Annotated in this window: 11 protein-coding genes; all 11 read right to left on the minus strand. The window is 42.6% G+C overall.

Annotated features, from left to right (window positions below; translation table 11 throughout):
* Positions 1–13 precede the first annotated feature (13 nt).
* Entirely contained in the window at positions 14–2,041 is a 2,028-nt protein-coding gene (rho, locus tag DW103_RS10570; RefSeq protein WP_122275892.1) for a transcription termination factor Rho, read from the minus strand.
* A gap of 179 nt (positions 2,042–2,220) precedes the next feature.
* The gene (tilS, locus tag DW103_RS10575; protein WP_122275894.1) at positions 2,221–3,555 is read right to left on the minus strand and encodes a tRNA lysidine(34) synthetase TilS; all 1,335 of its coding nucleotides are present in this window, start codon (positions 3,553–3,555) and stop codon (positions 2,221–2,223) included.
* A 4-nt stretch (positions 3,556–3,559) separates the two neighbouring features.
* Positions 3,560–4,324 (minus strand): zinc ribbon domain-containing protein, encoded by a 765-nt coding sequence (locus DW103_RS10580; RefSeq protein ID WP_122275896.1) that lies wholly within the window; start codon positions 4,322–4,324, stop codon positions 3,560–3,562.
* Position 4,325: 1 nt separating this feature from the next.
* The gene (locus DW103_RS10585) at positions 4,326–5,423 is read right to left on the minus strand and encodes a Nif3-like dinuclear metal center hexameric protein (RefSeq protein ID WP_122275898.1); all 1,098 of its coding nucleotides are present in this window, start codon (positions 5,421–5,423) and stop codon (positions 4,326–4,328) included.
* A 112-nt stretch (positions 5,424–5,535) separates the two neighbouring features.
* The gene (gene aspS / locus DW103_RS10590) at positions 5,536–7,293 is read right to left on the minus strand and encodes an aspartate--tRNA ligase (RefSeq protein WP_122275900.1); all 1,758 of its coding nucleotides are present in this window, start codon (positions 7,291–7,293) and stop codon (positions 5,536–5,538) included.
* Between the two features lie 84 nt (positions 7,294–7,377).
* Positions 7,378–9,621, minus strand: coding sequence for a GH92 family glycosyl hydrolase (locus DW103_RS10595; RefSeq protein WP_122275902.1), 2,244 nt, complete (start codon positions 9,619–9,621; stop codon positions 7,378–7,380).
* Between the two features lie 24 nt (positions 9,622–9,645).
* Positions 9,646–11,820, minus strand: a complete 2,175-nt coding sequence (locus tag DW103_RS10600) for a family 20 glycosylhydrolase (protein WP_122275950.1) — start codon at positions 11,818–11,820, stop codon at positions 9,646–9,648.
* A gap of 448 nt (positions 11,821–12,268) precedes the next feature.
* The gene (rplT, locus tag DW103_RS10610) at positions 12,269–12,613 is read right to left on the minus strand and encodes a 50S ribosomal protein L20 (RefSeq protein ID WP_005635321.1); all 345 of its coding nucleotides are present in this window, start codon (positions 12,611–12,613) and stop codon (positions 12,269–12,271) included.
* A 106-nt stretch (positions 12,614–12,719) separates the two neighbouring features.
* Positions 12,720–12,917 carry a 50S ribosomal protein L35 gene (gene rpmI, locus DW103_RS10615; protein WP_122275904.1) on the minus strand — a complete coding sequence of 66 codons (198 nt, stop codon included), beginning with the start codon at positions 12,915–12,917 and terminating at the stop codon, positions 12,720–12,722.
* A gap of 55 nt (positions 12,918–12,972) precedes the next feature.
* A complete protein-coding gene (infC, locus tag DW103_RS10620) occupies positions 12,973–13,596 on the minus strand; it encodes a translation initiation factor IF-3 (RefSeq protein WP_122275906.1) in 624 nt (207 codons plus the stop codon).
* A 35-nt stretch (positions 13,597–13,631) separates the two neighbouring features.
* Positions 13,632–15,587, minus strand: coding sequence for a threonine--tRNA ligase (gene thrS / locus DW103_RS10625; protein WP_122275908.1), 1,956 nt, complete (start codon positions 15,585–15,587; stop codon positions 13,632–13,634).
* Positions 15,588–15,715: the final 128 nt, after the last annotated feature.

Genomic DNA, 15,715 nt, shown 5'->3' on the forward strand with positions numbered 1-15,715 from the left:
ATAATGGAACTGATTATCCGTTCATAGATGCGAGGAATTCCATATTGTCGAAAGTTTGTTCCATACGTTTCTTGACAAATTCCATTGCTTCGATGGAGTTCATATCCGACAAGTATTTGCGAAGCACCCACATACGATTCAATGTACTTTCATCCTGCAATAAATCGTCGCGACGAGTACTGGAAGCCATAATATCCACAGCCGGATAGATACGCTTGTTTGATAATTTGCGGTCGAGCTGCAACTCCATGTTACCAGTGCCTTTGAATTCTTCAAAGATAACATCATCCATCTTCGAACCTGTTTCCGTCAAAGCTGTTGCCAAGATAGTCAAGCTACCCCCATTCTCTATATTACGGGCAGCACCGAAGAAACGTTTAGGTTTCTGTAATGCATTGGCATCCACACCTCCTGAAAGTACTTTCCCGGAAGCTGGTTGTACTGTATTGTATGCGCGTGCCAGACGCGTGATTGAATCAAGCAGGATTACTACATCGTGGCCACACTCTACCATGCGTTTAGCCTTATTCAATACAATTTCAGCTATTTTCACATGGCGTTCGGCCGGTTCGTCGAAAGTAGAAGCAATTACTTCAGCATCAACGCTACGAGCCATATCGGTTACTTCTTCAGGGCGTTCATCAATCAACAAAATAATCATGTAAACTTCCGGATGATTGGCTGCAATTGCATTAGCGATATCCTTTAGCAACATTGTTTTACCAGTCTTGGGTTGAGCAACAATCAGGCCGCGCTGTCCTTTCCCTATCGGTGAGAAGAGATCGACTACACGTACAGATATATTATCGTAAACTTTGGCTGATTTGCGGGCGGTCAACATAAACTTTTCGTCTGGGAAAAGCGGAGTCAGATGATCAAACGGGACACGGTCGCGTACTTCTTCGGGAGTACGGCCATTGATTTTGTCAACCTTTACCAACGGGAAATATTTTTCGCCTTCTTTCGGCGGACGGATAGACCCTTCTACTACATCACCCGTCTTCAAACCAAACAGCTTGATTTGCGACTGTGATACATAGATATCATCCGGAGAGGTCAGATAGTTATAATCTGACGAACGCAGGAAGCCGTAACCATCAGGCATCATCTCCAACACACCTGTGCCAATCAAAATACCGTCAAATTCATATGGCTTCTCCTGAGGAGCATTATTGTTTTGATTATTACGTTGATTATTATGGTTGTTCTGTCGATTATTGTTCTGCCGAGCATTATTTTGTTGCGGAGCATTACTCGGTTCATTTTGTACCTGAACTTTCGATTCCGGCTTTGAGGAAGAGAAGGGGAAAAGTTGGTCGAGCACAGACTTCGTATCCGGATGTCTGAATACAACCCGTTTCGGTTCTTCTTCTGCCGGAGGGGTTGTCGGTATTTCCGGAGCAATCGGTTCCACCGCGACTTCAGGAAGCTCTTCAAAAGGAAGTTCTGATGTTTCAACCTCAGCAACAACCGGTGGAAGCAATGGCTTCTCTACTCTCTTGATTACTTTTTTTATTGGTTTCTCCACCGGAGTCTTTTCCTCCGGAACAACAGTTTCAGTTACAACCGGAGCATTCGCGGATACCGGGGCATTTGCAGAAACAGGAACATTTGCCGATACCGGAGCGTCAGTCTTTGTTACGACAACTTCATTTGTGTCAGCAGTCGGAACAGCAGCGCCTGCAACTTTCTCTTTCTTATCGATACGAGTCCGTCTCTTACGTTCCGGTTGTTCTTTAGGTTCGACTACAGGTTCGCCAGGAACATCAGCCGTAGCTATTTTTGTTTTACTTTCGGCTTTTTCAGCTTTTGGGGCTGTAGCTTTCGGTGTTCTCTTTGCCCTGGTCTGCTTTTCCTTTTTTTGTTCCTTCTCCTTTTCAGCATGAATTCCGGCATACGAAATAGCCTGTTCGTCAAGAATCCGATAAACAAGTTCTTCTTTTTTCAAAGAAGTCACTTTTTTTATACCTAACTCTTCCGCTATACTCTGCAATTCAGGAAGGAGTTTTTCATTTAGTTCTAGAATGTTATATTTTTGCATAATGCGAAGTAAATAAAATAAATGGTGTAGACACGGCTAAGACTGCACGTGAAAACGCCCTCATTGTATCTTTAAATTTGATAATTAATATTTTTCTTATGAAAACCGGATTGTTCAGCTAATATGATTAATTAGTGATACATCAGCGGAGTGAAATCTTTGCAAATGTAAGAATATTTTCACACACTCAATACTTTTGTCGGAAAAAAATTCACAACTAACACGTTTTTAGTTGCTTTATCAATACAAAAGCGGTTATCCGGACGTTCTCCTACAATCCACAGAATATCATCGCCACTACAAAGTAACCAGATTCGTTCTTTATCCAAACGGCTAAACTTACGGTCCGAAAAATAATCGCTCAGCTTTTTACGTCCTTTCATGCCAAAAGGGATAAACCAATCTCCTTCTTTCCAAGTCCGCAATATAAGAGGAAATCTTAGCTTATCATAGTCTAAATAGGCTATATTTTTATCTTTCCGAATACAGAAGTCTTCAGTTATAACAACTTTGTCGAAAGATAGTTCAACAGGTCCTTCCCATTTTTCCTCATCTCCCGACAAGACATATTCGCAAACAGATTCTTTTTCCACGGAAGACAAAAGAAGGCATTTCCTATCCTTCACCAACCGATGAGTCGAAGAATAAAAAATTTTACCGGATTCTTTCGAGAGAGCTGAATAAATATCATTTGCAATAACCGGACTGAAATCATAAGGTTTCAGCAATTCATATAGAATAGTTTCCGGTGAAGGATAACACATCAGAGCTTCGATAGAAATACGATTCCCTGAAAGGACAACTTCTCTCCTGGCTTGTTCCACCACATACAAATAAATGTTTTCGGCAGCACTCAGATGATCCGAAGTACGGGCAATAGCCGTTTTGACCGCAGGATTTATCTCTTCCAGCAAAGGAAGTACACGGAGACGGATAAAGTTACGAGTGTAGTCATCGGAAAGATTTGTACTATCCGTTATATAAGAGATATGCCGGACAGTAAGCCAATCCAAGATTTCATTACGGCTGACAGATAACAAAGGGCGCACCACATAGCCGTTCTTCGGACGGATTCCGCTTAAACCGCGAATACCGGTCCCGCGTACCAGATTCATCAACAGGGTTTCAACGCTATCATCCCGATGATGGGCCACAGCAATCGCTTGTGCTCCCAATGCCAAACGCTGTTCTTCGAACCAGTTATAACGCAATTCACGAGCAGCCATTTCGATGGAAATATGTCGCTCCGCTGCATATTGTCCGGTATTGAAATCGGCCTTCAGGAACGGAACACCCAAGTCGCAGGCATAATCTGCAGTGAACTGCTCATCACGCAAGGACTCATCTCCCCGAAGATGGAAATTACAGTGTGCCGCAATACAGGAATAGCCCAACTTCACCAAAATGGTGAGTAAGGCTATTGAATCTGCTCCGCCGCTTACTCCGACCAGCACAGGACGGTTTTCCGTAAGCAACTGATATTTTTCTATATATGCACGGACAAGGTCGCGCATACATTTATTCTTCTACACCTGCCAGTTCAGGGTCTATCATGATACGACCACAATACTCGCAAACGATAACTTTCTTACGCATCTTAATATCCATCTGCTTCTGAGGTGGAATTTTATTGAAACAACCACCGCAGGCACCACGCTGTACATAAACTACAGCCAAACCATTACGCGCACCTTTACGGATACGTTTGAAAGCTGTCAACAGACGCGGTTCGATATTCGCTTCCAGTTTTTTTGCTTTTTCGCGCAATTTTTCTTCATCCTGCTTGGTTTCAGAAATAATCTGTTCCAATTCTCCCTGCTTCTGAACCAGGTCAGCCTTACGTCCGTCCAGACGTTCAGTCAATTCTGCAATCTCATCTTTCTTCTGATTGACAGCTTCGCCGAACTCACGTATTTTCTTCTCTGAAAATTCGATTTCCAATCCCTGGAATTCGATTTCTTTGGAAAGGTTGTCAAATTCACGGTTGTTGCGGACATTATCCAGCTGGGTCTTATATTTTTCAATCAACCGGGTAGATTCCGTAATTCTGTGTTTCTGTTCCACGACAGCGTTTTCAAAATCCACAATCTCCGACTGATAGTTCTGGAGACGTGTTTCCAGACCGGCAATTTCATCTTCAAGGTCTTGTACTTCCAAAGGAAGTTCGCCGCGAAGCGTCTTGATTTTATCAATTTCGGTCATCATCGTCTGAAGCTGATACAGTGTCGAGAGCTTTTCTTCAACCGTAATCTCTTTTTCAGCTGATTGTTTATCTGTAGCCATTCTATAAATATTTTACGGGGTTTGAATTAACATTCGAAAAATGTACGGCAAAGGTAGGGAATTTTTTCGATATTATGTTATAAAATATATCTTTTGTACAGACTTCACTTTCGTAATGTCCGATAACAGCGAGCAAAATGCGGTCTTCCACATCATAGAAATCATTGTAACGGGCCTCTCCGGTAATGAAAACATCTGCGCCATAATTAATTGCATCCTTGATGAGAAAAGCGCCACTACCTCCACATATAGCAACTTCGCGTATCTGTTTGCCGGTCAGAGGTGAATGTTTGACACAGCCAACTTGGAAAAGCCCCTTGATGCGTTGTAAGAAAGTCAGTTCATCTTCGCCTTCAGGTAATTCTCCGACCACACCAGAACCAGCTTGTTCCCAAGTGTTATCAAGCGGATAAAAATCGAATACCGGCTCTTCGTAAGGATGCACGGAAAGAAGGGCACGAGTGACAGTTGCTTTTTTAAAAGCCAGCAGAATTGTTTCGATACGCGTTTCGTTTTCAAAATGCAGTTCGCCAATCTCACCACAGAATGGATGGCAACTTTCATTTGCACGGAAAGTACCCTCTCCTTGCAGGTTGAAACTACATGAATCATAATTTCCAATCGAACCCGCACCCGCGTTAAACAAGGTGTTGCGCATCAGTTCGGAGTATGCTTCGGGAACAAAAGTGACAAGTTTCAGCAGAGTCCCTTTCTGTGGACTCAGGATACGGACATTTTGCAAACCGATAAGTTCAGCCAAACGGTAATTAACACCACCCGCTGCATTATCGAGGTTAGTATGAGCGGCATAAACAACTAAGTCATATTTACACGCTTTCATCATACAACGTTCGATATAAGTGGAGCCTGTCAACGATTTAAATGATTTGAAAGCTAAAGGATGATGAGAGATAATCAGATTACACTCCCGTTCGATAGCCTCGTCTATCACCTCTTCAGTTACATCCAGGCAAAGCAGTACACCGGTCGCATACTGGTTCACATTCCCCACCTGTACACCGGCATTATCGAAACTCTCTTGCAATGGCAGGGGAGCATATTGTTCGATTTCTTTCAGTATTTCTTTAATTTTTAGCATCTCATCATCTATCCCAAAAAGAACCAAGGTCTTAACATTTCAAAACATAGGTGTTTTTTAAATGCAAAACATATATGCTTTGAAATGGACCCTTGTTTATATTGTTTTCGAATTATTCCTTTACGTTTACTACAATATTCAGTTCTTCCAACTGAGAATCGTCAATCGGCGTCGGTGCATCCAGCATCACATCGCGTCCGGAATTATTTTTCGGGAAGGCAATACAGTCGCGGATGGAATCCAAGCCTGCAAAGAGCGATACCCAACGGTCAAGGCCATAAGCCAAACCCCCATGTGGAGGTGCTCCATATTTGAAAGCATTCATCAGGAAGCCGAAACGCGCTTCAGCCTGTTCGTCGGTAAATCCCAACAATTGGAACATTTTATTCTGCAACTTGCTGTCATGGATACGGATAGAGCCGCCACCCACTTCAACGCCATTAATGACCATATCGTATGCATTAGCACGTACAGCTCCCGGATCAGTATCCAGCAACGGAATATCTTCCGGCTTCGGAGAAGTGAACGGGTGATGCATGGCATAGAAACGATTGTCTTCCTCGCTCCACTCAAATAAAGGGAAATCGACAACCCAAAGACAAGCGAACTTATTCTTGTCGCGCAAGCCCAGCTGGCTTCCCATCTCCAAACGGAGTTCGCAAAGTTGTTTGCGTACCTTCATCGCGTTATCACCGGAAAGTATCAGGATAAGGTCACCCGGTTTAGCTCCGAAAGCTTCCTTCATCTGTTGCAATACTTCCTGTGTATAGAATTTGTCAACGCTTGATTTCACATTTCCATCGGCTTCCACACGGGCATACACCATTCCTTTGGCACCCACCTGCGGACGTTTCACAAATTCTGTCAAAGCATCCAGTTGCTTACGGGTGTAACTTGCTGCCCCTTCGGCACAGATACCTCCGATATAAGCAGCATTATCGAATACGGAAAAACCGTGTCCTTGCATAATACCCATCAATTCGACAAACTGCATACCAAAACGCAGGTCCGGTTTATCACTACCGTATAGTTTCATCGCATCATACCAACTCATGCGCAGGAACGGTTCTTTTATATCAATGCCTCGAATGACCTTAAACAAATGTTTGGCCATTCCTTCAAAGATATTCAGTACATCTTCCTGCTCAACGAAGCTCATCTCACAGTCTATTTGTGTAAATTCAGGCTGACGGTCCGCACGCAAGTCTTCGTCACGGAAACACTTTACAATCTGAAAATAGCGGTCGAAACCAGATACCATCAACAACTGTTTCAAAGTCTGCGGAGACTGCGGAAGCGCGTAAAACTGCCCGGGATTCATACGGGAAGGAACCACAAAGTCGCGGGCACCTTCGGGTGTAGAGTTCACCAATACAGGCGTTTCCACTTCCAGAAAACCTTGCTTGTCGAGGTAATTACGCACTTCGAAAGCCATCTTATGACGAAGTTCGAGGTTTTTGCGAACAGCATTACGGCGCAGGTCCAGATAACGGTATTTCATACGCAGGTCGTCCCCCCCATCCGTTTCATCTTCGATAGTGAAAGGAGGAGTGACTGCCGCATTCAGTATATTCAGTTCCGAAACGATAATTTCGATTTCTCCCGTAGGCAGATTTGGGTTTTTACTGGAACGTTCACGAACAGTTCCGGTTATCTGGATGACATATTCACGTCCCAGATGATTTGCTTTTTCGCAAAGTGCGGCATCAACTTCCTGATTAAATACCAACTGAGTAATGCCATACCGATCACGGATATCCACAAACGTCATTCCCCCCATCTTACGGGTTTTCTGTACCCATCCGGCCAACTTTATCACCAGCCCTTCATCAGCCAGGCGTAAGTCGCCACAAGTTCTTGTTCTGTACATATAATTTTATTTTATCTATTTATACAAATCATGGCTGCAAAGATAGTAATAATCTCCATTGGTCACTGCAAAGTCTTTTTGTATTTAATGCGTATCTTTCAATATAAAGCGAAGTGTTCCGGCATTCACCAAGTCCTTTTGAGAAATAGTATAGCCTTTCAGCTTTTTGCCATCAGCCGTGATTTCTTTGATGTAAATATCTTGAGGAGTTTGATGTTGTGACTCAATTACCAGTTCGCCCTTCGGATAGAATTTCTTATCCAACAAGATAGTTACCTTATTGAAGGTAGGCGAAGTAAGTACATAATCCAAATCACCTGGACAAGCAGGATAGAAACCCATCATCGAGAAAATAGCCCAAGTAGACATCGTCCCGGTATCGTCATTACCGGGCAGACCGTTCGGAGCATTATGATAATATTTGGACAACAGTTCACGAACCAGCTTCTGCGTACGCCAAGCTTCGCCTTTGAAATAACTGAAGAGGTAAGGATAGGCAATATCCGGTTCATTCGCCATATCGTAATAACCTTTATCAAAAACCATTTGAAGCTTATCCACAAACGGCTTCTGACCACCCATTAACTTAGCCAATCCATTGATATCGTGGGGAACATAGAATGTGTAATTCCAAGCATTCCCTTCATGGAAACCAGGACTGGGTTCAAAGTTTTCCCCTTGCTTCGGGTCGAAAGGCGAATAGAAGGTCCCATCGGGAAGAATGGGGCGCAACGTCCCAAACTCCTTGCTGTAATAATGTTTGTAGCCCATTGCACGTTCGCGGAAGAGTTTGGCATCTTCTTTCTTCCCCAACGCATCCGCCAAGAGAGACAGATTCCAGTCGGCTATATAATATTCGAGAGCATGCGAAACAGAATTGTCATATTGTTCGCGCAGGGGAACATAACCTTTACTCATATAGTCATTATTATCGGGACGGAGCAAATTGAATTCCCCTGGAGTGGTAGCCCCTTTCCGCATAGCTTCATAGGCCGTCTCGACATCATAATCACGCAAGCCACGCCTGTAGGCATCCACGATATACGGGATAGATGGGTCGCCTTCCATAGTCAAAGTTTCTCGTCCGTACAGCTCCCATTTGGGCAACCAACCGCTTTCTTTATACATATCTATCATGGTACGAATGATATCAAGCTGTTTTTCAGGATAAAGCAGGGTCATAAGTGTACTAACATTACGATAAGTATCCCATAAGGAAAATACGGTGTAGCGGTTACCGGTCGTATGGCCCACTTTCAGGCTTTCCATCATCGGATACTCACCATTTACATCCTGAATAATATTCGGATGTATCAACAGATGATACATCGCCGTATAAAAGATAGTCTTATCGTCTTGAGTTCCACCTTCCACTCTCACGCGGGAAAGGTCGTTGTTCCACATGGCAGAAGCAGCTGCACGCACTTTGTCAAAATTGAAGTCCGGCTGTTCCGTATTCATATTCAGACGGGCATTTTCAATGCTGACGAAAGAGACACCCATTTTGACCTCTATGACTTCATTTTCGTCCGTATCGTAAGTGAACCAAACACCGATATCATCCCCGCTCATTTCTCGGGTATATTTAGTATAAAGTTTATACTTACCGGAATAGATATCCCAATCGGCTTCCGGACCTTTCATTTCACGCTGTTTCTTCCAGTAACCTATCTGTTTCGGGGCTTTACTTACCTTCATCACAAAATAGATTGGGAAAACGGCTTGCGGATTATAACAGAAAGTACCCAGCAGTTTACTACCTTCTATTTCCGTGTCACTCACCATACGGACGGTCGCACCGGTTTCATTTGTCAACCCTTCACCTAAATTCAGCAGGATATTCCCCTCTCCTTTCGGAAAAGTAAAACGGATAAGACCTGTTCGCATACTAGCCGTAGCTTCAGTCTTGATAGCATACTTTGTCAGTATATTACTGTAATAACCTGGATGGGCGACTTCATCTCTATATTCACTTCCATATTCTTTATAATCAACAATCAATGGTCCGGTTGTAGGCATCAGTAAAAGACTGCCGAGGTCAGGACAACCAACCCCACTCAGATTGACATGGGCATAGCCGGTAAAGAAATGATTATCCGCCGAATAAGGCGTAGACCACCACTGGCTGTCTTTATCAAACTTATTACTTTTCGAACCCATTACGTTAAAAGGAGTCACACTCATCATCCCCTGCGGACAAATGGCACCCGGGTTTGTCGTACCATAATTACTAGTTCCTATAAACGGATTCACATACTCTACCGGCTGTTGCGCCAATGCCGTTATCGCGCCACAACAGAGCAGGATAGTTATTAATTGCTTCTTCATCTGACGATTATTTTGTTGTTTTACTTACCAAATTACTATTTCATCCGCAAAAATAAAGCCATTATTTACTTCTGTTGCCTTTACTTGTATATAGCGGGCTTTCCAATCACCGTTAAAAGTATATTCCTGAAATAACAAATCCGGATTTGTATTGGATAATGTTGTTGGAACAATTCCACAGGAGGTAAAGTTGTTTCCGTCGCCGGAAATGAACAATTCCACCTGTCCCGGTTGGAAAACGCCCGGACCTGTCAGTTGCATAAAACGGATGGAGACTTTATGAATATCCGTCATCTCTTCCATATCAACCACACAGTCCAAATCGTTCAGGTATCCCTGCCAACGACCATCCAAATAGGTAAGACCACCTCGGTAACCATCCAGCAAGGCATTCATACCGCCTGCCATATAACCTTTATACAACTTACTATTATAATGTATAGGCTTATTGATACCGCGATGATAATCCACTTTCTTTTCTGTCGGACTGCCCTGTAATTGTCCCTCTTTGAATAGGGCAGCTTTTATATAAGCCGAATCCTTCACTATAATCGCTCCCTCATACAACGCAGACAAGGAAGTCGGAATAGTACCATCAGTCGTATAGTGAATTTCCTCCGGATACTTCTCGGCATCCAGCATAACTTCTATCTGTTTTTTCAAGGTATCGACATGCATCGTCACTTCCAATTCGTCGGAAAGAGTAAACGGGTGCAATCCCATTTGTTGTAATACTGGGATATGGGCATTCATGCGAGGTTTAAAATCTTTCCAACTACGTGCTTCCTGCGGAGTCCAGCCTATTTCGGCAAGGGCTAATGCACGCGGAAACATCATATATTCCAGATGTTCAGGGGTCTGGATATATTCTGTCCAAGTATTCGCCTGCACACCCATAATATGCTGAATTTCTCCGTCTGTCAGCGAATCGGAAGGGGCAGGATTATAACTATAGACCTTTTTTATGGGCGTATATCCTCCGATAGCATAAGGTTGCGTTTTAGGGTCTGCTTGATAAAAATCAAAATACATATAATTACCGGGAGTCATCACGACATCATGCCCCATACGTGCCGCCTTAATGCCTCCCTCTTCTCCCCGCCAAGACATAACCGTGGCTTCAGGGGCCAAACCACCTTCCAATATTTCATCCCATCCTATCAGTCTACGTCCTTTGGATAGTAAGTGTTCTTCCGCCTGATGTATCATATAACTTTGCAATTCATCTACACTCTGCATACCTTCCCTTTTCATCAGAGCCTGACATTTGGGACAAGTCTTCCAAGCTTGTTTACCAGCTTCATCTCCACCTATATGGATATATTCGGAAGGGAAGAGTTCGATGATTTCATCCAAAACATCATTCATAAAAGCAATTGATTGTTCGTTGCCGATACAGAAATCCCCATTTTGATACGGTTTACCGGAACAACTCAATTCCGGATAAGCAACCAGTACCTCTTCCGAATGACCGGGGAACTCTATTTCCGGCAAAATCGTAATATGCCTAGCAGCTGCATAAGCTACAAGTTTTCGTATATCATCTTTTGTATAATAACCGCCATAAGCTCCGGGGGTACCTTCGGGAAGATATTTACGGTCGTGTCCGTCCCACCATTTACGCCAGTCGGACTCCGTACGGAAAGCGACATCAGTAGTCAATTTGGGATATTTATCAATTTGAACACGCCACCCGCCGGCATCAGTCAGATGTAGGTGTAATGTATTCAATTTGTAGTAGGACATGGCATCCAACAATTTCATTACCTCTTCTTTAGGAAAGAAATGACGGGAAACATCCAGATGCAATCCCCGATATTTGAAACGTGGACTATCTTTTATCACCCCGCAAGGGATACCGTCCGGAGTAAGCAATTGGCTTAGTGTTTGTTGTCCGTAAAAGAGTCCGGCTTCCGACCCTCCCCGTAAAGTTATTCCCTGTTTCGTCACAACCAATTCATATCCTTCCGGTCCGGAAGCAAGCTCAGAGTCTATCACAGCTGTCAAGCTGCCGGATTCTCCTTTTGATGTTTGCTGATTACTACCCACTTTTAGGTATCCGCCGGAAAATTCCATATAAGCCGGCTTGGGAATAAGATTCACTCGTAAACTCTCTTTCGGAGCACAAGACAACAACAAAAACGAACAGGAAATAACAATCCCTTTCACTTTTTTGCAAGACTGTTTTGGCAGTAACATCATATATTGTTTTGCGGATTTAAATTCTTGGAGGGTAAATATACAAAGAAAAATCAAAATCTTTTTTATTTAGGTTGTTTCTTACAAAAGAAAGTCTTAGCTCTACCTTTTTAGATAAAAAAAGAGTCGCCTAACTTTTGCTAGGCAACTCCTTCGTTTATGAAAAGAAAGCCGCACCGTGATATGAACAAACTCCGTATGACAGGATTTGAGTGCTTTGCCACCTTTGTAATCCGCTGTGCGATGCATGCCCCGAAGGGTGCGGCCCGCCATTAGCGACAAGAGCTATGTCTCGGAATTAAAATAAACTGATGAGTTTCCCAATCGAACATGTGCGGCTAACTCATTTTTCTTATCACAAAGATATGTATAAGGTTTGACATAAACAAGTAAATACAAAAAAAAGAGCCCTGAAACAAGACTCTTTTTTTATTGACTAAAAATCAACTCACTTTACTTTTGCAACGATTGCTTTAAAAGCTTCCGGATGATTCATTGCCAAGTCGGCAAGCACCTTACGGTTGATCTCGATTCCTGCTGCGTGCAAAGCACCCATTAGACGAGAGTAAGACATACCTTCCAAACGAGCGGCAGCATTGATTCGTTGAATCCACAATGCGCGGAAGTTACGTTTTTTGTTACGACGGTCACGGAATGCGTAAGTCAAACCTTTTTCCCAGGTATTCTTCGCAACGGTCCACACGTTCTTACGTGCACCATAATAACCACGGGTTAGTTTTAAAATCCGTTTTCTTTTTGCTCTTGAAGCAACATGATTTACTGATCTAGGCATAATTCTAATCTGTTTTGAATGTTAGCGTCATCTTTTGTAAATGAACTTATTTGCTAAATACATTCGGTTAATAAAAATCTTGTAAAACTCGCTTAATTAAAAAAGATTACTTCAAACCAAGCAACTTCTTAACATTGCTTACATCAACACGGTCAATCAGACCGATATGGGTTAAGTTTCTTTTCTGCTTTTTAGTCTTCTTGGTCAGAATGTGACTTTTAAAAGCGTGTTTTCTTTTGATTTTTCCTGTTCCGGTAAGGGCAAACCTCTTTTTGGCACCGGAATTAGTCTTCATCTTAGGCATTTTCCAATTATGTTTTAATTATTAAACTTTACACCCTCTATCGGGTGGATTTTTCTTATTTTTCGTCATCTGCTTCCGGCTCAACCTTCGGCTTAGGAGTTACAATCACTTTCTTTACCGGAGGTTTAATAACTGGCGCGGCAACATTAGAAGAACCAGCTTTTTTCGGAGTCAGCATTATAATCATACGCTTTCCTTCCAATACCGGTAATTGTTCAACCTTACCATAATCCTCCAAGTCGTTTGCAAAACGAAGTAATAAAACCTCGCCCTGCTCTTTAAAAAGAATGGAACGTCCTTTAAAGAACACATAAGCTTTCACTTTCGCCCCTTCTTCCAAAAAGCCTTTTGCATGTTTCAACTTAAAGTTGTAATCATGGTCATCTGTTTGAGGTCCGAAACGAATTTCTTTCACTACAACCTTGACAGACTTAGCTTTCTGTTCCTTTTGTCTTTTTTTCTGCTGATAGAGGAATTTCTGATAATCAATCACTCTACAAACGGGGGGCGCAGCATTCGGTGAAATTTCAACCAGGTCAAGCCCTTGCTCTTCGGCAATTTTTAATGCCTGCAAAGTAGGATAAACTCCCTGTTCTACGTTGTCACCTACTAAACGAACTTCCCGAACACGAATGCGTTCGTTAATTCTATACTGTTCTTTCAGACTTTCATTCTTCATTCAAAAAGATTTATTCTCCTCGTTATTTAGTTATTTTAATCGTTATCTTTCTGCCAGCTATTCAGCTGTTCCTCTATTTCGCCTTTTAAAAGCGCTGCAAAGGTAGTAATTTTCATCGAACCTTTATCACCTTCGCCCTGTTTTCTTACAGAAACTTCATTATTTTCTGCTTCTTTCTCTCCGACAATAAGCATATAAGGGATACGTTTCAATTCGGTATCACGTATTTTACGTCCGATTTTCTCATTACGGTCGTCTACACGGACACTCAAATCCGAGGCTTCAAGTTGACGGGCTACTTCATATGCATAGTCGTTAAATTTCTCGCTAATCGGCAAAACAGATACCTGATCCGGAGTCAACCACAATGGGAATTTACCTCCTGTATGCTCAATCAGCACAGCCACAAAACGTTCCATGGAACCAAATGGCGCACGGTGAATCATGACTGGACGGTGTTTTTTATTGTCTTCACCGGTATATTCCAGTTCAAAACGTTCCGGCAGATTATAATCGACCTGGATAGTTCCCAACTGCCAGCGACGACCGATAGCATCTTTTACCATAAAGTCAAGCTTCGGACCATAAAAAGCAGCTTCGCCATATTCAATCTTAGCCTTCAAGCCCTTCTCCTGGCAAGCTTCGATAATAGCTGTTTCCGCTTTTTCCCAGTTTTCTTCCGAACCGATATATTTATCACGGTTTACTTTATCACGCAAAGATATTTGTGCTTCAAAATTTTCAAAATCGAGTGCTTTAAAGATAATAAAGATGATATCCATAACCTTCAGGAATTCATCCTTCAGCTGATCCGGGCGACAGAACAGATGGGCATCATCTTGCGTAAAACCGCGTACTCTCGTTAAACCATGCAGCTCACCGCTTTGTTCATAACGATACACTGTACCAAATTCAGCAAAACGCAAAGGCAAATCTTTATATGAACGCGGAAATGCCTTATAAATCTCACAGTGATGAGGACAGTTCATCGGTTTCAACAGAAACTCCTCACCTTCTTGCGGAGTATGAATGGGCTGGAATGAATCCTTTCCATATTTTGCATAGTGACCAGAAGTCACATATAATTGTTTTCCACCGATATGCGGAGTCATGACCTGCTGGTAGCCGTACTTCTTCTGGATACGTTTCAGAAAGTCTTCCAATTTCAGACGCAATTGTGTACCTCTCGGCAACCATAACGGAAGTCCAGCTCCCACTGCAGTAGAAAAAGTAAACAACTCCAATTCCTTACCAATCTTACGGTGGTCACGTTTCTTGGCTTCTTCCATCAACACCAGATACTCATCCAGCATTTTTTTCTTCGGGAAAGTAATGCCATACAACCGAACCAACTGTTTACGCTTTTCATCACCACGCCAGTAAGCACCAGCCACACTTAATATTTTAACAGCCTTCAGATAAGATGTATTAGGCAAGTGCGGACCACGACACAAGTCGGTAAAAGCTCCTTGTGTATAGGTCGTAATCTTGCCGTCTTCCAACTCACTGATAAGTTCTGTTTTGTAGACTTCCCCTCTGTCGTTGAACATTTTCAAAGCGTCTTCCTTCGAAATATCCTGACGTTTGATTTCCTCTTTTTTAGCTACTAACTCAAGCATTTTAGCTTCAATAGCTGGGAAATCACCTTCTTTAATCACAGCTTCACCCGGATCTACATCATAGTAGAATCCATTTTCTATAGCCGGTCCGATACCGAACTTAATGCCGGGATAAAGTTCCTGCAAAGCTTCAGCCATCAAGTGAGCACTTGAATGCCAGAATGCATACTTACCTTCTTCGTCATCCCACTTGAAAAGTTTGATGGCGGCATCCTGATTGATAGGACGTGTCAGGTCCCATATCTCACCATTTACACTTGCAGCCAAAACATCCTGTGCCAAACGGGGACTAATACTTTCCGCAATCTGCATCGCAGTCGTTCCTTCAGCATATTCTTTTACGGAATTATCCGGAAATGTAATCTTTATCATAATCTGTTCACTATAAATCTAAAATATTAGGATGCAAATTTAGCATTCTTTTTTATAAACAAATGAATATCTTCAAAAAAGATATAACCTTTGAGTCCAAAAGTCCTTCACTTAAAACCCAAAGAGAG

The sequence above is a fragment of the Parabacteroides sp. AM08-6 genome, from assembly GCF_003473295.1.
Lineage (GTDB): Bacteria > Bacteroidota > Bacteroidia > Bacteroidales > Tannerellaceae > Parabacteroides.

Bases quoted from the DNA above. Each gene is read 5' to 3' on its own strand.
- DW103_RS10600 (WP_122275950.1), bottom strand. From the start codon at position 11,820: ATGTTACTGCCAAAACAGTCTTGCAAAAAAGTGAAAGGGATTGTTATT.
- rpmI (WP_122275904.1), bottom strand. From the start codon at position 12,917: ATGCCTAAGATGAAGACTAATTCCGGTGCCAAAAAGAGGTTTGCCCTT.
- DW103_RS10585 (WP_122275898.1), bottom strand. From the start codon at position 5,423: ATGCTAAAAATTAAAGAAATACTGAAAGAAATCGAACAATATGCTCCC.
- DW103_RS10580 (WP_122275896.1), bottom strand. From the start codon at position 4,324: ATGGCTACAGATAAACAATCAGCTGAAAAAGAGATTACGGTTGAAGAA.
- tilS (WP_122275894.1), bottom strand. From the start codon at position 3,555: ATGCGCGACCTTGTCCGTGCATATATAGAAAAATATCAGTTGCTTACG.
- rho (WP_122275892.1), bottom strand. From the start codon at position 2,041: ATGCAAAAATATAACATTCTAGAACTAAATGAAAAACTCCTTCCTGAA.
- infC (WP_122275906.1), bottom strand. From the start codon at position 13,596: ATGAAGAATGAAAGTCTGAAAGAACAGTATAGAATTAACGAACGCATT.
- thrS (WP_122275908.1), bottom strand. From the start codon at position 15,587: ATGATAAAGATTACATTTCCGGATAATTCCGTAAAAGAATATGCTGAA.
- rplT (WP_005635321.1), bottom strand. From the start codon at position 12,613: ATGCCTAGATCAGTAAATCATGTTGCTTCAAGAGCAAAAAGAAAACGG.
- DW103_RS10595 (WP_122275902.1), bottom strand. From the start codon at position 9,621: ATGAAGAAGCAATTAATAACTATCCTGCTCTGTTGTGGCGCGATAACG.
- aspS (WP_122275900.1), bottom strand. From the start codon at position 7,293: ATGTACAGAACAAGAACTTGTGGCGACTTACGCCTGGCTGATGAAGGG.